The sequence below is a fragment of the Rathayibacter sp. AY2B3 genome (assembly GCF_002931755.1).
In the GTDB taxonomy this organism is placed as follows: Bacteria; Actinomycetota; Actinomycetes; order Actinomycetales; family Microbacteriaceae; genus Rathayibacter.
On the sequence record NZ_PSUG01000014.1, the window covers coordinates 15,048 to 32,341 of the forward strand.

Genomic DNA, 17,294 nt, shown 5'->3' on the forward strand with positions numbered 1-17,294 from the left:
GCCGACGTACACTGTCCCGGTGAAACTGAGCCGCGCGGTCGTCGTCTACTCGCTCCTGCGCCTGGCCATGTTCGCCGGCGTCTTCGTGCTGGTGTACCTGCCGGCGCGCACCTTCGTCGACTCGGAGCTGACGGCCGCGGTCACCGCTGGCTTCGTCGCCGCGATCGCGAGCCTGTCCCTCTCGTACATCCTGCTGAGGAAGCCCCGTGAGCGCATCGCGGAGGCGATCTACGAGCGGCGCAAGGACGTCCCGCGCGCCCCGACCGACGACGACGTCGAGGACGCCGCGGTCGACGCGACCCGCGACGAGCGCTGAGCTCCCGTCCTCGATCGCGGGCGGACCGCCGGCGAGCGCTTCCCGGGGACCCCGGCCGGCGAGCACCCCGTCCCGGGCACGGACCGACACCCGCACCCCGCCCTCGGCCGCGGACCGGCGCCGGCACCCTTCCCCGCCCTAGAACGCCAGCGCCGCCCCGAGGATCGCCGCGTAGGCGAGTCCGCCGAGGCTGGTCAGCTGCAGCGCCAGGATGAGCTCCTTCGCCGTCTTGGCCGTCAGGGTGATCAGGATGGCCGGCAGGATCATCAGCAGCACGAAGAGCGTCAGCCACGCCAGCGGGTAGAACAGCGCGAGGATCACCGCGATGCCGAACGGGATCAGCACGAATCCGGTGTAGATCGCCCGGGACACGGCCGGTCCCGCGAGGACCGCGAGGGTCCGCTTGCCCGAGAGGCGGTCGGTCGGGATGTCGCGGATGTTGTTGACCATGAGCACGGCGCAGGCGAACAGGCCCGCCGCCACGGCGCCGAGCCACGACTCCTGGTTGGTGCGGCCGATCTGCACGAAGGTGGTGCCGACAGTGGCGACCAGGCCGAAGAACACGAAGACGAAGAGCTCGCCCAGCCCGAGGTAGCCGTAGGGACGGCGTCCGCCGGTGTAGAACCAGCCGGCAGCGATCGCCGCCGCGCCGACGATCAGGAACCACCACTGCCCCGAGAGGGCGGTGAGCACGAGGCCGGCGACGGCCGCGATCCCGAAGAAGACCAGGGCGACGGTGAGCACCTGACGGGGTTTTGCCGCTCCGGAGCCGGTCAGCCGCGAGGGTCCGACGCGATTGGCGTCGGTGCCGCGCACGCCGTCGGAGTAGTCGTTGGCGTAGTTGACGGCGATCTGCAGGGCGAGCGAGACGGCCAGGCAGAGCAGGGCGCGCACCCAGTGCCAGCCCTCGTCGACGACCTGGGTCGCTCCGGTGCCGATGAGCACGGGGGCGACGGCCAGCGGGAGGGTGCGGAGGCGGGCGCCGGCGATCCACTCGCGGGGACCGGCGGGCTTCACGACGACCGCTCGCGGGCTGCCCCCGGGGCGGCCGCTGGAGGACTTCTTCTTGCGACTCGTACTCGACACGGAGGGAATCCTACCCACCGGCCCGTCGACGCTCGGAGCCGGTCAGCCCTGCGCGGCGAGCACCTCGAGGGCGCGGCGGTCGGGCTTCCCGGAGGCGAGGAGGGGGATGCGGGCGACCGGAAGCACGGCCGCGGGAGCGGCGGCGCGCCCGAGGCGGTCGGCGATCAGGGCGCGCAGGTCCGCGAGCGCGGGAGCCTCCTCCGCCGTGACGACGACCGGGACCTCGCCCCACTGCTCGTCCGCCCGCCGCACGACGACCGCGTCGGGGACGGTCCCCTCGCGGAGCACGGCCTCGACGGCGTCGAGCGAGACCTTCTCTCCGCCCGACACGATCACGCGGTCCAGCCGGCCGGTCACCCGGAGGCGCCCGTCGACGACGGTGCCCGCGTCGCCGGTGCGGTACCAGCGCTCCCCGTCGAGCTCGAGGAAGGCGGAGGCGCTGCGCTCGTGGTCGATCGCGCCGTCGGCGTCGAGGTAGCCCTCCGCGAGGGTCGGGCCACCGAGCAGCACCTGGCCGTCCTCGACGCGCATCCGCACGTCGTGGAGCGGGACGCCGTCGTAGACGCAGCCGCCGGACGTCTCGCTCGAACCGTAGGTCAGGCGGATGCGCACGCCGAGGGCCGCGGCGCGGTCCCGCAGCGGCTGCGGCGTCGCCTGGCCGCCGATCAGGAGGGCGTCGAACGAGCGGAGCGCCTCGGCCGCGGAAGGATCGCGCTCGGCGAGGTCCAGCAGCCGCGCGAGCTGGACCGGGACCAGCGAGGAGTAGCGCCGCTCCCCCGTCGGCATCGTCCGGGCGAGAGCGAGGAAGGCGGCCGCGTCGAAGCCGCCGGCCGGGAGGACCACCGGGTCGGCCTCCGCCGTCAGCGACCGGACGAGGACCTGCAGGCCCGCGACGTAGTGCGTCGGCAGGCAGAGCAGCCAGCGTCCCGGCCCGCCCAGCTCGGCGAGGGTCGCGGAGGCGCTGGTGAGCAGGGCCGCTGTCGAGAGCGCGACCCGCTTGGGCGGCCCCGACGAGCCCGAGGTCTCGACGACAGCGGCGACGCGCTGCGGCACGACGGCGTCATCGGAGGCCGTCGCAGCACCGGGGGCGGACACGCGGATCGCCGGGCCGCTGCCGTCCAGGGCCGCGCGCAGAGCGAGGAGGACGGCCTCGACCGTCGCGTCGACACCGGCGAGCGGGCGGGTCACCTCGACGCCGTCCTGCTCAGAACTGCCACGGGAACGGCGACCAGTCGGGCTCGCGCTTCTCGAGGAAGGAGTCGCGTCCCTCGACGGCCTCGTCGGTGCCGTAGGCGAGGCGCGTGGTCTCGCCCGCGAAGAGCTGCTGACCCACGAGCCCGTCGTCCACGGCGTTGAACGCGTACTTCAGCATCCGGATGGCCGTGGGCGACTTGGTGAGGATCGTCTCGGCCCACTCCACCGCGGTCGTCTCGAGCTCGGCGTGCGGTACGACCGCGTTCACGGCGCCCATCTCGTAGGCGCGCTGCGCGGAGTACTCCCGAGCGAGGAAGAACACCTCTCGCGCGGCCTTCTGCCCGATCTGGCGGGCGAAGTACGCGGAGCCGTAGCCCGCGTCGAAGGAGCCGACGTCGGCGTCCGTCTGCTTGAAGCGCCCGTGCTCGGCGGAGGCGAGGGTGAGGTCGCAGACCACGTGCAGCGAGTGCCCGCCTCCCGCGGCCCAGCCGGGGACGGCCGCGATGACGACCTTCGGCATGAAGCGGATGAGGCGCTGCACCTCGAGGATGTGCAGGCGGCCGTTCCGGGCGGAGTCGATGCCCTCGGCGGTCTCGCCGTCCGAGTACCGGTAGCCGTCGCGGCCGCGGATCCGCTGGTCGCCGCCGGAGCAGAACGCCCAGCCTCCGTCGCGCGGGCTCGGGCCGTTGCCGGTCAGGATGACGACGCCGATGCGCGGGTTCGTGCGGGCGTCCTCGAGGGCGCGGAACAGCTCGTCGACCGTGCGCGGCCGGAACGCGTTGCGGACCTCGGGCCGGTCGAACGCGACCCGCGCGATGCGGCCGGAGCGGTCGTGGTGGTAGGTGATGTCCTCGAGTGCGTCGAAGCCGTCGACGGCCTCCCAGCGGTGCGCGTCGAACAGTTCGGAGACCTGCGTGCTCATGCCACGACCCTACTGATCCGGACTGCACGGCGACTCGACACCGTCCGGGCAGACGGAAGGGGACCCCGCTCCCGCGGAGTCCCCTTGCCGGTGCTCGCCGCTACTTGGCGGCGGAGGTGGTGCGGTTCTCGGCCGACACCATCCAGGCGTACTGCTCGAGGCTCTGGATGATCGCGTGGAGGAGGTCCGCGCTGGTCGGGTCCTCCTCGTCCACCTGGTCGTGGACCTCGCGCATGGTGGCGGCGGTGTTCTCGAGGCGGATCGTGACCAGGTCGACGGTCTCGGCCGTGTCGATCTCGCCGTGCGGGTACTCGGGGAGGGTGGTCGTCGCCGCGACGGTGTCGCTGCGGCCGTCCGGGATCCCGTGGAGGGCGCGCATGCGCTCGGCGATGTCGTCGCTGAACTCGCGCGCGGCCTCGATGATCTCGTCGAGCTGCAGGTGGAGGTCGCGGAAGTTCTTGCCGACCACGTTCCAGTGGGCCTGCTTGCCCTGGACGTGGAGCTCGATCAGATCGACGAGGACGATCTGGAGGCTGTCGAGCAGCTCCTTGGAGGCCTTGAAGCCCTTCTCGGCGTTCTGGCGGCGGCTGGTCTTGGCACCGGAGCCCGCGGGGGCTTCGACGTGGCGTTCGAGGGTGGTGGTCATGGACCGTTCCTTTCTCTTGCAGTGCCGGGCGCGGTGTCCCGCCCCGAGTCTGGCTTCTTCGGCTGGACAGCGCCCGCACGCGCGGGGTGCGCGCGCTGGGCGGGGCCCGTGGTTGCGGGGATCAGATCGTGGCGACGGATCCGGAGTCGACGCGGTAGTTCGAGCCGTTCACGAACGAGGCGCGGTCGGAGCAGAGGAAGGCGATCACGGCTGCGACCTCCTCCGCCTCGCCCCGGCGCTTCAGCTCCATGTACGGCCGCTCCTCGTCGAGGAAGGACGAGATCGCCTCGTCGACCGAGGTGCCCCTCTGCTCGGCGCGCTCGGACATCATCGCGTCGGTCATCGGAGTGCGGATGAACGCGGGCGAGACCGTGTTCACGAGGAGGCCCTCCTGCGCGTAGGAGCGCGAGAGGCCCTTGGCGAAGGCGAGGACGCCCGCCTTCGCGGCGCAGTAGGGCAGTTCGTCGTCGTAGGGCTGCACGGCGTCCTCGGAGGCGGTGAGCACGAGCCTGCCCCAGCCTCCGGAGCGGAGGTCGGGGAGGAACTCGCGCACGAGCCGCACGGGCCCGAGCAGGTCGACCTCGAGGGTGCTGGTCCAGCCCTCGTCGTCGATCTCGTGGAAGAGGCCCTGCGCCCCCGTGACCCCGGCGCACTGCACGAGGATGTCGATCCCGCCGACCGCTCCCGCCACCCGGCGGTGCAGCTCGGCGAGCTGCTCCGAGCTGGTGACGTCGGCGGCGAAGGCGTGCAGGCGTCCCTCCGGAGCATCGAGCCCGGCCGCGGCCCGGTCCAGCTCCGCCTGGTCCTTGTCGGTGATCACGACGGTCGCGCCCTCGGCGAGGAGGAGCTGCGCCGTGGCCAGGCCGATGCCGGAGTCGCCTCCGGTGACGAGGGCGGTGCGGCCGGTGATTCCGAGGTCCATGCTGAGGTGCTCCTTGTGGGTGCGGTGCGAGGGGGTGGTTCCGGTCTACGCCCCTCGGGGCCGGCCCTCAACGGGTTGCGCGGAGGCCGTGGGCGGGGTTACGCGCGATCGGTCTCCTCGGGCGCCAGCTGCTCGATCGTGATGGCCGCGTTGATCAGCGCGAGGTGGCTGAGCCCCTGCGGCAGGTTGCCCCAGAAGGCCAGGTCGTCGACCGCGATCATCTCGGACATGATCCCGACGTCGTTCGGGACCGTGGCGACGAGCTCGTCCATCAGGGCGACCGACTCCTCGTGCCGACCGACGCAGGCCAGGGCGGAGGCGAGCCAGAACGAGCAGGCCACGAAAGGGTGCTCCTCGCCCTCCATGCCGGAGTAGCGGAACAGCAGCGCGCCGCGGCCCAGCTCCTTCACCAGGGCGTCGATGGTCGAGACCATCCGCTCGCCGCGCTCGTAGCCGCTGGGCGCGTGCAGGAGCACCGAGGCGTCCAGCTCCTCGCTGCCGGGGTACATCACGTAGGAGCCGAGCTCCTCGGACCAGCAGTGCTCCTCGATCCACTCGCGGATGCGGTCCCGCTCGAAGCGCCAGCGCTCGGGGCTGCCCGCGACCTGGCCGAGCTCCGCCAGGTGCACGGCCGCGTCGAGCGCCTGCCAGCAGCCCATCTTCGAGGAGGTGTAGTGCTGCTCCTCCTCCAGCTCCCACATGCCCGCATCGCGGTTGCGCCACAGGTCGCAGGTGGTGTCGGCGACGCGGGCGAGGAGCCGACCGGTCTGGATGTCGAGGACGTTGCCCTCGTCGACGTAGATGCGGCAGATGTCGAAGAGGTCGCCGAAGACGCCCAGCTGCAGCTGGCTCTGCGCTCCGTTGCCGGCGACGACCGGTCCGATGCCGGCGTAGCCCGGGACGTCGAACTCCTCGAGCACGGTCGGCATGGAGCCGTCGAGTCCGTAGAAGATGTGCAGGTCCGGCCCGTGCGCCTTGATCGTGCGGAGGAGCCAGGACAGCGCGGCGTGCGTCTCCTCGCGAAGGCCGAAGCGCACCAGCGCGTGCATCGTGTACGCGGCGTCGCGCACCCAGGCGAAGCGGTAGTCCCAGTTCTTCCCGCCGTTGGGCGACTCCGGGAGCGAGGTGGTCGCGGCCGCCGCGATGGCCCCGGTGGGCGAGTAGATCAGCAGCTTGAGCGCGAGGGCGCTGCGCTGGACGGCCTCGGACCACGGGCCGTCGTAGGAGAACTCCTCGGACCAGTCCTGCCAGCTGCGGATGGTGCGGTCGATGCCGCGGTCGACGTTCTTCGCGACGGGGAAGTGCAGCGGCTCGTCGTGCGTGGCCGAGACGACCAGGACGTGCCGCACCGCGTCCTTCCCCGCGGTCACGACGAAGGATCCCGTCAGCTCGTCGCCGGCACCGGAGGGCGCGTCGTCTCCGTCGGGCCCGTGCTCCTGGCCGGTGACGCCGATGGTGATGTCGCCGGCGCGGATGAGCGAGCGGCCGTCGGCGTTCTGGATCCACGGGGAGAACCGGCCGAGACCCGTCCCGGGGCGCACGGCCCACCGCATCCGCACCTCGCCGTCGACGCCGTCCACGCGGCGCGCGAGCTCGGCCCACGGGAGGCGGCCGGCGATCCCGGTGACGAGCGCGTCCGTCACGCGGACGGTGCCCGACTCGGTGGTGAAGGTGGTCTCGAGGACGTTCGTGTCGCGGATGTAGGCGCGCGAGACCTCGGCGGGCTCCTCGGGGGCGAGCTCGACGCAGCCGCCGGACTCGGCGTCGATCAGGGCGGCGAAGGCGGGGGTGGAGCCGAGGTCCGGGACGGGCATCCAGTCGACGCTGCCGTCCTTCGCGATCAGGGCGACCGTCCGACCGTCTCCGATCGCGGCGTAGTCGCGCAGGGGCCTGGTCGAGCGGGGTGCAGCCATCCCCTCACCGTAGGGCGCGGGCGGTGCGCCGATGCGGGCTTGCGGGCGGACGGGCTTGCTTGTAGCGCCCGGTCAGGTCGCGGCGACTCCGCCGTACTCCTCGAGGCGGTCGGTGAACTCGCCGCGGTCCTCGTCCTGCAGGACCCCGTTCGCGTACCCCGCGAGGAACGCGCCCTGCGGGTCCGGTGAGAGGCCGACTCCGTCGAGCATGTCGGCGACCAGGCCGGTCGGATCGGCGTCGAGGTCCACGAGGCCCAGCTCGATCGCGGGCACGAGGTCGGCGGAGGAGCGCGCGGTGACGATCCAGAGCGCGGCCGAGGCCTCCTCGTCCGAGAGGTCGCCGTCGAGCTCGTAGCCCGCCTCCGACCACTCCTCGGGGGTGTCGGCCACCTCGACGTCGTCGAAGCCGAGGGGCGAGAGCGCTGCCGTGAAGCGGTCGACCGCCGCCTGCCTATCGGCGTCGGTCGAGACGTCGGCGGCGGCGTACTCGGTCGCCGAGATGTAGTCGTAGAGGAGGGAGGGCCCGCCGTAGGCGTTCTGCGACTGCTCGTAGTACTCGTCGTCGGCCGAGGTCCACTCCTCGGGGACGGCGCCCTCGACGGCCGCGACGGCCTTCTCGGCACTCGCGCGCACGTCCTCCGCGGACGGCTGGCCGAGGATCGTCGCGGCGTCGCCGTCCTGGTAGCCGGGGTAGTCGTAGAGCGGATCGGACGGGTCCCCGCTGCCGAACGGGTCGTCCGTCGGGTCGCCGAACGGCTCGGCCGGAGCGCTCGTCGACGCGCTGCCGGCGGCGGAGTCGAGCGCGCCGCCCACTCCGACGGCGACGACCGTTCCGAGCACGCCGGTGTAGACGACGCCCACGAGCAGGCTCGTCCCGAGCGCGATCCAGGCGCCTCTCCCGAGCGGTCGAGGGGAGGGGGAGGAGCCCTGCGTCGGCCCCGGGGCGGGCACGGGCGGCGGGCTCATCGGCATCTGGCTCATCGCACTCCTCCGGACTCCAACGGCAGCCTCGTCAGTCTGGCACCTCGGCGGGCGCTCGGAGGAGGGACCCCGGGGGCTTGCGCGCGCGGCACGGACCTCGTGCGCCCGGGTGGCCGCTGCGCCGCCCCGGCCGGTGGACAATGGCCGGATGGACGACGTCGTACCCGCCTCCCCGCTCCCCTCCCTCGGCGAGCTCGACGCGGGACTCCGCGTCGTCGCCCTGCCGCTGCGCACCCGCTTCCGCGGCGTGGACCGCCGCGAGATCGCGCTGGTGCGCGGCCCCGAGGGCTGGACCGAGTTCTCGCCCTTCCTCGAGTACGGCGCGGAGGAGTCGGCGGCGTGGCTCCGGGCGGCGATCGACTACGGCTGGAGCGAGCAGCCGGCACCGCTCCGCGATCGCATCCCGGTGAACGCGACCGTCCCGGCCGTCGCGCCGCACGAGGTCGCCGCAGTGCTGGAGAGCTATCACGGCTGCCGCACCGCGAAGGTGAAGGTCGCCGAGCGCGGCCAGACGCTGGCCGACGACGTGGCGCGGGTCGTCGAGGTCCGTCGCCTGCTCGGTCCGGAGGGCCGGATCCGCGTGGACGCGAACGGCGGCTGGAACCTCGACGAGGCCGAGCACGCCGTCCACGCCCTCGCGGAGTCCGACCTGGAGTACATCGAGCAGCCGTGCGCGAGCGTCGACGAGCTGGCGGAGCTGCGCTACCGGGTGAAGTACATGGGCATCCCGATCGCCGCCGACGAGAGCGTCCGCAAGGCCGCCGATCCGCTCGCCGTCGCCCGGGCCGGAGCTGCGGACCTGCTCGTCGTGAAAGCCCAGCCGCTCGGGGGGACGCGTCGGGCGCTGGCCCTCGTCGCCGAAGCGGGGCTGCCGGCGGTGGTCTCGAGCGCGATCGACAGCTCGGTCGGACTCGCGATGGGCGCCGCCCTGGCCGCGGCCCTCCCCGAGCTGCCCTTCGACTGCGGTCTCGGCACCGCGTCCCTCCTCGCCGCGGACGTCACGGAGCGGCCGCTGCGGCCGGTCGACGGCAGCATCCCCGTCGGCCGCGTGGAGGTCTCGGAGGAGCTCCTCTCCCGCCACGCGGTGTCGCCGGAGCGACTCGCCTGGTGGCGGGCGCGGCTCCGCGACTCCTACGCGCTGCTCTGATCGTCGGCGGCGGGCGCCGTGTCGGAGGGGCGGCAGAATGGGAGCGTCGGCCGCCGGTGCCCGACGCGTCCCCCACCCTCGAGCATCGGAGCCCCGTGAGCGCATCGACCGTCCCCGTCTTCCTCGACTGCGACACCGGCATCGACGACTCGCTCGCCCTGGCCTACCTCCTCCGCTCGCCCCGGGCCCGCCTCGTCGGGATCAGCACGGTCAGCGGCAACACCGACGCCCGCCGGGCCGCCGTCAACAGCCTCGGCCTGCTCGCGCTGGCCGGTCGCGACGACGTGCCGGTCGCCGTGGGGGCGCACCACTTCCTCGAGGAGTACTACGCCGGCGGATCCCCGCACGTCCACGGCGACGACGGGATCGGCGGGGTCGCGCTGCCCGCGGGCGGCGAGCCGGTCGACGAGGATCCGGCCGATCTGCTCCTCCGTCTCGCCCGCGAGCACGAGGGAGAGCTGCGGCTGGTCGCGATCGGCCCGCTGACGAATCTCGCTCTCGCCCTCCGCGCGCACCGGGAGATCGCGTCCCTCGTCCACTCGGTGACCGTGATGGGCGGAGCGGCGCTGGTCCCCGGCAACGTGACCGCCGTGGCGGAGGCCAACATCTGGCACGACCCGGCGGCCGCCGCCGAGGTCGTCGCGGCCGACTGGGACCTCACGCTCGTGCCCCTGGACGTGACCATGCGGCACCTGCTGACGGAGGAGGACCGCGGCGTGCTGCTCGCGTCGCCCGATCCCCTCGCGCAGGCCATCGGGCAGGCGCTCGACTTCTACTTCGACTTCTACGTCGGCCACTTCGGCGAGCGCACCGCCGCCATGCACGACCCCATGGCCGCCGCGATCGCCGTCGACGCCGTCGCTATCACCTCGGCCCCCCGCGTCCACGTCACGGTCGACGCCACCCACGGCCCCGGCCGCGGCCAGACCGTCGCCGACCTCCGCGGCATCTATCGCGGCGTCCACCCCTCCGACGCCCGCACCCGCGTCGTCCTCGCCCTCGACGCCCCCTTCGCCCCCCACCTCATCGACGTCGTCACCGCCGTCTGACCGGTCCGCCGGCGCCCCCGGCGTCCCGCTGCGCCCGCTGAGGGCATTCGACCGGCACCGCTCCGGCCACGGTCCGTCCGCGCCCCGGATCGGACACGCGCATCCTGCTGGACGCTCGATCAGCAGGCATCGCCCACGCGCATCCGTGCCATGGGATCTCGAATCAGCCGCCCGCACGCCCGTGTCACGAGATCTCGATGCGCGCACTGCCCTCGCTGCTCGATCAGCCTGTCCCGGCGACCGCCCCCCTTCCGGGCCCGTCCGCGAAGCGGAGCCCGCCCGATCCCGACCGCGAGCTGACGCCGGTCGGACCGCGTCCGCCGAGCAGAACCCCCAGAACTCGCTCGCGAAGCGCACCCCGCCGGTCCCGACCGCGAGGCGCAGCGCACCCGCACTCGACCGCGAAGCGGAAGCCCCCCCCCGAACCCGACCGCGAAGCGGAGCCCCCCTCAGCGGCGACCGCGAAGCGGAGCCGTCATCGGTCCACGTCCTAGGGCTGGGTCGGCGGGGCCTGGTGGGGTCGATCGCAAGGCGGAGGCGTCGGGCGTAGCGGCGCTACGTTCGTCGCCGACAACGCCGCGAGCGGCCCCACCAGGCCCCGCCGATCACATGCCGGTGTCGAGGCCGGAGTAGGCGTGGAGTCCCTTGAAGAACACGTTGACGACGCCGAAGTTGAACATGACGGCGGCGAAGCCGACGATGGCGAGCCAGGCGGAGGGGGTGCCGCGCCAGCCGCGGGTGGCGCGGGCGTGGATGTAGCCGGCGTAGATGGTCCAGATGATGAAGGTCCAGACCTCCTTGGTGTCCCAGCCCCAGTAGCGGCCCCAGGCCTTCTCGGCCCAGACGGCGCCGGCGATGAGGGTGAAGGTCCAGAGGATGAAGCCGAGGATCGTGACGCGGTAGGCGAGGTTCTCGAGGGTGAGGGAGCTGGGGAGGGTGCGCAGGAAGCGGAGGACCGAGCGGGGGCTGTCGCCGGAGGATTCGCGGCGGGCCTGGAGGAGCTGGGTGACCGAGAGCGCGAAGCCGAGGGCGAAGAAGGCGGTGCCGAGGATCGCGACGAGCACGTGGATCACGAGCCAGTACGACTGGAGTGCCGGCGGGAGCGGGACGACGGCGACGTAGTAGTTGACGGTCGCGATGCCGAGGAGCACCAGGACGAGGCCGGTGATGAACGCTCCGAGGAAGCGGAGGTCCCAGCGCAGCTGGACGGCGAGGAACACGCCGATGATGATGAGCGTCCCGGTCATGGAGAACTCGTACATGTTCGCCCAGGGGACGCGGCCGGCGGCGACGCCGCGGAGGACGGTCGCGGCGAGGTGCAGCACGAAGCCGAGGAGCGTGAGCGAGAACCCGATGCGCATGGTCTTCGAGCGGGCGGGGGCGCGGTAGACCTCGTCCTCGACCCGGCTGCCGATGCGGGAGAGCGTCGCGGTGCGTCCGGAGCCGGCGGCGGCGACGGTGGCCTTGCCGCTGGCCGCGCGGTCGGCGGCGGCCGCGGACGCGACGCGCTCCGCCTCCTGCACGACCTCGATCGACTCGCCGTCGGCCAGGGAGGCGCGGCGGGCGAGGTCGATCGCGAAGAAGACGAACGCCATGGCGTAGATGCCCATGGCGGAGGAGAGGCACAGCACCGAGTACTGCGAGAGGGTCGCGATCACCTCCTCAGGGTAATCGCTCGCCGCCCCGCCCGCCCCTTCGCGGTTGCACAGACTCGGCCCCTGCCCAGCCGGGTGACGGCCGTGGAGGGATCTCCGGGTGCCGGGTCAGTCGAGCGGGGCGTGCCGGTCGGCGATCGTCCGCACGGCGCGCACCAGCTGCGGGTCCTCGCCGCGCGCGAGTCCCGCGTACTCGAGGAGCAGTCCGCCGTCGTCCTGGGCGGTCGCCTTCACCCACACGCGGCGCCGCGGGACGAACAGCGAGGTGAGGAGTCCGGCGAGCACGAGGATCGCGAAGAGCAGCACCCAGCCCTGGGTCGCGTCGTGGTGGATGTCGAACGAGGCGAAGCGCTTGACGCTGTCGGTGCCGATCCGCGTCGGGTCGGCGCCCGTGTTGTCGAAGGTCACGCTGCCGAGCCCGTTCGGGAGCTCGGCCGTGTCGCCGGGCTTCAGGGTGATCGGCGCGACGCCGGTGGTGCCGCCGGTGAGCCGGGTCAGCGAGTCGGTGTTGAGCACGTAGACGGACGTGGGCACTCCCCCGTCGAGGCCGAGGTCGCCGGCGAAGACGTTCAGCGAGAGCACGGGGTACTGCAGGTCGGGGAAGATCGAGGTCGACGCCCCGGAGGCCAGCGTGTCCTGCGTCGGGTAGAAGAAGCCGGTGAGGCCCAGCTGCTCGGAGAGCCCGTCCGGCACCTTGACGACGCCGACGGAGGTCAGGTTCGCGTCCTGCGGGAGGAACGGCACCGAGTCGGTGAAGATCGCGCGGCCGGAGGGGTCGCGGACCGTGATCGTCGGGGCGTACCCGTTGCCGAGGAGGTAGACGTTCGTGCCGCCGATCGCCAGAGGGTCGTTGACCTTGATCGTGCGGTCCTCGGTGCCCCCGCCGCGCTCGGAGGTCGTGACGTTCGCGGTGAAGTCGACGGGCTGGCCGAGCGCCGACTGGTTCTGCTCCTCGTACTTCACGTCGAGGCTGTCGAGGGTCAGCTGGTACGGGTCGAGCTGGCTGCTGTCGAAGAAGCGGCCGGGGTTGAAGGAGTCGTAGGCCGCGAGGTTGTTCGCGAACCCCTGCGAGCCCTCGACCAGCACGCGCTGCCCGCTGTAGCCGAAGCCGCCGCCCACGCCGACGGCGACGAGGATGCCGACCAGGGCGGAGTGGAAGACCAGGTTGCCCGTCTCGCGGAGGTAGCCGCGCTCGGCCGAGACGCTCGACCAGCGGCCGCGCGGGTCGTCGTAGCGCTCGACGCGGTAGCCCGCCCGGCGCAGGACGGAGTGGGCGGAGGCGACGGCCTCCTCCTCCGTCGCGCCCTCGACCTCGCGGACGGTGTAGCCGGCGAGGCGCTGCAGCCGAGCAGGGGTCCGCGGCGGCCGCGAGCGCATCGCCTGGAAGTGGTGGCGCGTGCGCGGGACGATGCAGCCGATCAGGGAGATGAACAGCAGCAGGTAGATGCTCGAGAACCAGGCGGAGGTGTAGGTGTCGAACGCCTGCACCTTGTCGAGCAGGGGCGCGAGGTCGGGGTTGTCGACGAAGTACTGCGTCACGCCGTTGGGGTCGGAGGAGCGCTGCGGCACGAGCGATCCGGGGACCGCCGCGATCGCCAGCAGCAGCAGCAGGAACAGCGCCGTGCGCATGCTGGTGAGCTGGCGCCACATCCAGCGGAGCCAGCCGGTGAACCCGAGCGCCGGCTGCGTGACGGTGCCGTCGGAGTCGTAGTGGTCGGCGGGGCGGAAGGAGGCGTCCGTCTTCCGCTGCGCGGCCTCGTCGGGGCGGCGCGTGCTCTCCTCGGGCTCAGATCGCCGGCTGGAAGCCATCGATCACCGCCGAGAGGGATCCGTAGACGAGGGTGTTCCAGATGCCCGTGACCATCAGGACTCCGATCAGGACGAGGGCGGCTCCGCCGAGGATGTTGACCACGCGGATGTGGCGCTTCACGAAGGCGAGCGTGCTGGTCACCCAGCTGAAGCCGAAGGCGACGAGGAGGAAGGGGATGCCGAGTCCGAGGCAGTAGACCAGGGCGAGGAGCGCTCCGCGCCAGGGCGAGCCGATGCCGTAGCTGAGGGCGAGGATCGAGCTCAGCGTCGGGCCGAGGCAGGGCGTCCAGCCGACGCCGAAGACGATGCCGAGCAGCGGCGCCCCGATGAGCCCGGTGGCGGGACGGATCCCGGGCCGGAGCGTGCGCTGGAGGAACGAGAACTGCCCGATGAAGACGAGCCCCATCGCGATCACGACGAGCCCGAGGACCCGGGTGATCAGGTCGGTGTACTGGCGCAGCCAGAAGCCGACCGTGCCGGCCGCCGCACCGTAGAGGACGAACACCAGCGAGAATCCGAGCACGAACAGGAGCACGCCCAGCACGACCCGGCGGCGCCCGCGGGCCGCCCGCTCGTCGGCGTCGGTGAATCCGCCGACGTAGGCGAGGTAACCGGGTACCAGCGGGAGCACGCAGGGCGACGCGAAGGACACGAGACCGGCCAGGAGCGCGATCGGCACGGCCAGCAGGAGCTGACCGCTGACGACGATGTCGCCCACGCCGCTACTCCCCCTCGGCGAGCGTGTCGCCCACGAGGGTCGAGAGGATCGACGCCTCTTGGAGCTGCCCGAGGATGCGCGACGCGACGCGCCCCTCCTGGTCGAGGACGAGCGTCGTGGGCACGGCGTTCGGCGGGACGGTGCCGGTGAAGGCGAGCTGCACGGAGGAGTCGGTGTCGACGATCGAGGGGTAGCCGAGCCCGAAGGTCTCGGCGAACGCGGCCGCGGTGGGCGCCTGGTCGCGCACGTTGACGCCGACGAACGAGACGCCCTTGTCGGCGAACTCCGTGTTCACCGTCTCGAGGTCCGCGGCCTCGGCGCGGCACGGGGCGCAGCTGGCGTACCAGAAGTTGACGACGACGACCTGCCCGGCGAGGTCGGCGGAGTCGATCGTCGCGCCGGTCTCGTCGGTGCCGGAGAAGACGATGGGATCGTCGCGGTCGGCGGCGGCGATCTCGGTGACGGTGCCGTCCCCCGAGATGTAGCCCTTGTTGCTGCCGTTGCGGTACTGGTCGGCGAGCGGATCCTCGGTGCAGCCCGTCAGCGCGAGCGCGGCGGCCAGCGCGAGGACGCCCGCGGCGCGGAGCCGCCCCGTCCGGCGCATCAGACCGCTCCCACGTCGGTGGCCAGGCCCTGCAGGCCGGCGGCCGGGTCGGAGTAGCCGACCTCGACGAAGCCGTCGCCGCGGCGCTCGAGGGTCGTGATGCTCGACAGGGCGCAGCGGCGCTTGCGCGGGTCGTGGAACAGGCGCTCGCCGGCGAGGGCGCGGTGGACGGTCCAGATGGGGAGCTGGTGGCTGACGATCGCGGCGTCGCCCTCCTCGGTGCTCTCCCACGCCGACTCGATCGCCGCGTACATCCGCGCCGAGATGGAGAGGTACGGCTCGCCCCAGCTGGGCTCGAAGGGGTTGCGGAGCCAGGGCCAGTGCTTGGGGTTCCGCAGGGCGGAGCTGCGCGCGGCGAGGGACTTCCCCTCGAAGCGGTTGCTCGGCTCGATCACCCGCTCGTCGGTGCGGATCTCGAGCTCGAACGCCTGCGAGATCGGCTGCGCGGACTCCTGCGTGCGCTGGAGCGGCGAGGCGATCAGCGTCGTGACGTGGCGCCGGCGCTCGAGCAGGTCGTCGGCGGCGGAGCGGGCCATGCGGTGGCCCAGATCCGAGAGCCGGAAGCTCGGGAGTCGTCCGTAGAGGACCCGGTCGGGGTTGAACACCTCGCCGTGCCGCACGAGATGGATCTGATCGGCAACCACGAGCGTCAAGTGTACGGAACGCGGCGTGGACGAACGCCGGGAAAGGGCCGCCTGAGCCGCAGCCGCACTCAGGCTCAGCGGCGCGCTCAGCGCCGCGCGAGGACCGCCGCCGAGATGCGGCGGACGAGCGCATCGGGAAGGTGCCGCGCGAGGGCCACCGGCACCCCGAACCGCCACGACGGCACCGACACCACCCGGCCGCGGGCCACGTCACGCAGGAACTCCTCGACGACCTCGTCGGCGTCGAGCCACAGCACCTCCGGGATCGCCGAGGTGTCCATGGCCGCGCGCTCGTGGAACTCGGTGCGCACCCACCCCGGGCAGAGCGCCGCCGCCCGCACACCGGTGCCGCGCAGCTCGACCGCGAGCGACTGCGTGAACGCCGTCGCCCAGGCCTTCACCGCCGAGTAGGGACCGAGGTGCACGAAGCCGGCGACGCTCGAGACCGTGAGGATCGCACCCCGGCCGCGCTCCACCATCGCCTCCGCCGCCGCGCCCGAGAGCACCGCGACCGAGCGGACCATCACCTCGAACGCCTCGTCCTGCGCCGCGATGTCGGGCTCGGAGAAGCTGCCGTCGATGCCGAAGCCGGCGTTGTTGACGAGGACGAGGACGGGGCGGGTCGGGTCCGCCACTCGCGCGCGCACCCGCTCCACCTGCTCGCGATCGCTGAGATCGGCCGCGAGGACCTCGACGTGCGGGGCACCGAGAGCCTCGAAGGTGCGGGCCGCCTCATGGAGCCGCTGCGTGCCGCGAGCGACCAGCACGAGGCTCCAGCCCCGCCGGGCGAAGGCGCGCGCGAAGGCGGCGCCGATGCCGCTCGAGGCTCCGGTGATCAGTGCGGTGCTCATGAGGCTCCTCTGCGATGGACTGGTGAGCACCCCGTTCGGCCGCCCGGAGACAAGTGTGCGCGGCCTCGCTGGGCCGTCGATCGCTGTTCGCATCAGATCCGCTCGAGCGACTTCCGTTGCGCATCGATCGCTGCGCTCCTGGCGACACCCTGCCGTTCGCGTCCAGCCCCGGAACGTCGGGGCCTCTCGCCGGAGTCTCACGAGCGGCAAGCAGGCAGATTGACACAGTCAGAACTATCGGCGATATGTTGCTCAATGCGCCGATAGTCGTACGCCCGCTCCCCGTTCTCGAGGGGCCGCCGAGTCGAGCCGGATACTCATGGGATGACATCACCACTCGTCTTGGCCGTCGCTCACTCCGGCCTCACCGTGACCGATCTCGACGACTCGGTGGAACTGTGGTGCTCCGGTCTCGGCTTCACACTCGAACGCACGTTCACGCTTGATGCGGAAACCACGGTCGCGACCACGGGCGTCGACGGAACGACGATCCGGGGAGCGGTGGTGACGCTCGGAGACCACCGAGTCGAGCTGCTGCAGTACGACCCCCCTCGGTCGGCTCGAGCAGCCGGCTCACCCGCGGACATCGGCACGGTGCACATCGCGCTGACGGTCTCGGACCTCGACCGGGTGCTGGGCCTGTGTGCTACGCACGGTTGGCGGCCGGTCGGTCCGCCCCACCGGATGACCAGCGGCGCCCGAGCGGGTACACGCATCGTCTACCTCGAGGGTGCGCTCGGCGGCTACCTCGAATTGATCGCGCCACCGCGACTTCCCTAGCGCGGGCCTGCTCGGTCGCTAACGGAACCTGCGTTCAGCAACCTCGGGACTAAGGAG

17 protein-coding genes are annotated in these 17,294 nt (G+C 72.5%); 4 read left to right on the forward strand and 13 right to left on the reverse strand.

Translation table 11 applies throughout. The features are described 5' to 3' along the window. Positions 1 to 19 precede the first annotated feature (19 nt). On the forward strand, positions 20 to 316 hold the full coding sequence (locus C5C24_RS06425) for a DUF4229 domain-containing protein (RefSeq protein ID WP_104304572.1): 297 nt from the start codon (positions 20 to 22) through the stop codon (positions 314 to 316). Between the two features lie 138 nt (positions 317 to 454). On the opposite strand, the gene C5C24_RS06430 is transcribed toward C5C24_RS06425, so the two are convergent. The 7 genes from C5C24_RS06430 to C5C24_RS17885 all read right to left on the reverse strand — a co-directional run bounded on the left by C5C24_RS06430 (position 455) and on the right by C5C24_RS17885 (position 7,980). Then, positions 455 to 1,402 (reverse strand): 1,4-dihydroxy-2-naphthoate polyprenyltransferase, encoded by a 948-nt coding sequence (locus C5C24_RS06430; RefSeq protein WP_374955323.1) that lies wholly within the window; start codon positions 1,400 to 1,402, stop codon positions 455 to 457. A gap of 42 nt (positions 1,403 to 1,444) precedes the next feature. Beyond that, entirely contained in the window at positions 1,445 to 2,590 is a 1,146-nt protein-coding gene (locus C5C24_RS06435) for an AMP-binding protein (RefSeq protein WP_181135491.1), read from the reverse strand. A 16-nt stretch (positions 2,591 to 2,606) separates the two neighbouring features. After that, positions 2,607 to 3,518 (reverse strand): 1,4-dihydroxy-2-naphthoyl-CoA synthase, encoded by a 912-nt coding sequence (locus tag C5C24_RS06440; RefSeq protein ID WP_104304574.1) that lies wholly within the window; start codon positions 3,516 to 3,518, stop codon positions 2,607 to 2,609. A 100-nt stretch (positions 3,519 to 3,618) separates the two neighbouring features. Beyond that, entirely contained in the window at positions 3,619 to 4,164 is a 546-nt protein-coding gene (locus tag C5C24_RS06445) for a Dps family protein (protein ID WP_104223596.1), read from the reverse strand. A gap of 121 nt (positions 4,165 to 4,285) precedes the next feature. After that, positions 4,286 to 5,086 carry an SDR family NAD(P)-dependent oxidoreductase gene (locus C5C24_RS06450; protein ID WP_104304575.1) on the reverse strand — a complete coding sequence of 267 codons (801 nt, stop codon included), beginning with the start codon at positions 5,084 to 5,086 and terminating at the stop codon, positions 4,286 to 4,288. A 98-nt stretch (positions 5,087 to 5,184) separates the two neighbouring features. After that, positions 5,185 to 6,999 carry a glycoside hydrolase family 15 protein gene (locus C5C24_RS06455; RefSeq protein ID WP_104276648.1) on the reverse strand — a complete coding sequence of 605 codons (1,815 nt, stop codon included), beginning with the start codon at positions 6,997 to 6,999 and terminating at the stop codon, positions 5,185 to 5,187. Positions 7,000 to 7,071: 72 nt separating this feature from the next. Continuing rightward, positions 7,072 to 7,980 (reverse strand): hypothetical protein, encoded by a 909-nt coding sequence (locus C5C24_RS17885; protein WP_181135492.1) that lies wholly within the window; start codon positions 7,978 to 7,980, stop codon positions 7,072 to 7,074. A gap of 148 nt (positions 7,981 to 8,128) precedes the next feature. On the opposite strand from C5C24_RS17885, the gene C5C24_RS06465 reads away from it, so the two are divergent. Next, the gene (locus C5C24_RS06465; protein ID WP_104280996.1) at positions 8,129 to 9,127 is read left to right on the forward strand and encodes an o-succinylbenzoate synthase; all 999 of its coding nucleotides are present in this window, start codon (positions 8,129 to 8,131) and stop codon (positions 9,125 to 9,127) included. A gap of 95 nt (positions 9,128 to 9,222) precedes the next feature. Further along, a complete protein-coding gene (locus tag C5C24_RS06470; protein ID WP_104304576.1) occupies positions 9,223 to 10,176 on the forward strand; it encodes a nucleoside hydrolase in 954 nt (317 codons plus the stop codon). Between the two features lie 605 nt (positions 10,177 to 10,781). Here the strand turns inward: C5C24_RS06470 and ccsB are convergent. The 6 genes from ccsB to C5C24_RS06500 form a co-directional block, all read right to left on the reverse strand. Beyond that, positions 10,782 to 11,786, reverse strand: coding sequence for a c-type cytochrome biogenesis protein CcsB (gene ccsB / locus C5C24_RS06475; RefSeq protein WP_104249832.1), 1,005 nt, complete (start codon positions 11,784 to 11,786; stop codon positions 10,782 to 10,784). 153 nt (positions 11,787 to 11,939) lie between these two features. Continuing rightward, on the reverse strand, positions 11,940 to 13,640 hold the full coding sequence (locus tag C5C24_RS06480; RefSeq protein WP_104280994.1) for a cytochrome c biogenesis protein ResB: 1,701 nt from the start codon (positions 13,638 to 13,640) through the stop codon (positions 11,940 to 11,942). Beyond that, complete coding sequence (locus C5C24_RS06485; RefSeq protein WP_258065068.1) at positions 13,618 to 14,358, reverse strand: cytochrome c biogenesis CcdA family protein; 741 nt, start codon at positions 14,356 to 14,358, stop codon at positions 13,618 to 13,620. Before C5C24_RS06485 ends, C5C24_RS06480 begins: the two co-directional genes overlap by 23 nt. Positions 14,359 to 14,362: 4 nt before the next feature. Beyond that, positions 14,363 to 14,962 (reverse strand): TlpA disulfide reductase family protein, encoded by a 600-nt coding sequence (locus C5C24_RS06490; protein WP_104280993.1) that lies wholly within the window; start codon positions 14,960 to 14,962, stop codon positions 14,363 to 14,365. Next, positions 14,962 to 15,606, reverse strand: coding sequence for a histidine phosphatase family protein (locus C5C24_RS06495; protein ID WP_104276643.1), 645 nt, complete (start codon positions 15,604 to 15,606; stop codon positions 14,962 to 14,964). Before C5C24_RS06495 ends, C5C24_RS06490 begins: the two co-directional genes overlap by 1 nt. An 86-nt stretch (positions 15,607 to 15,692) precedes the next feature. Next, positions 15,693 to 16,457 carry an SDR family oxidoreductase gene (locus tag C5C24_RS06500; RefSeq protein WP_104280992.1) on the reverse strand — a complete coding sequence of 255 codons (765 nt, stop codon included), beginning with the start codon at positions 16,455 to 16,457 and terminating at the stop codon, positions 15,693 to 15,695. 324 nt (positions 16,458 to 16,781) lie between these two features. Here C5C24_RS06500 and C5C24_RS06505 point away from each other — a divergent pair, with 324 nt between their 5' ends. Further along, the gene (locus C5C24_RS06505) at positions 16,782 to 17,237 is read left to right on the forward strand and encodes a VOC family protein (protein WP_104280991.1); all 456 of its coding nucleotides are present in this window, start codon (positions 16,782 to 16,784) and stop codon (positions 17,235 to 17,237) included. The last annotated feature ends 57 nt before the right edge of the window (positions 17,238 to 17,294 follow it).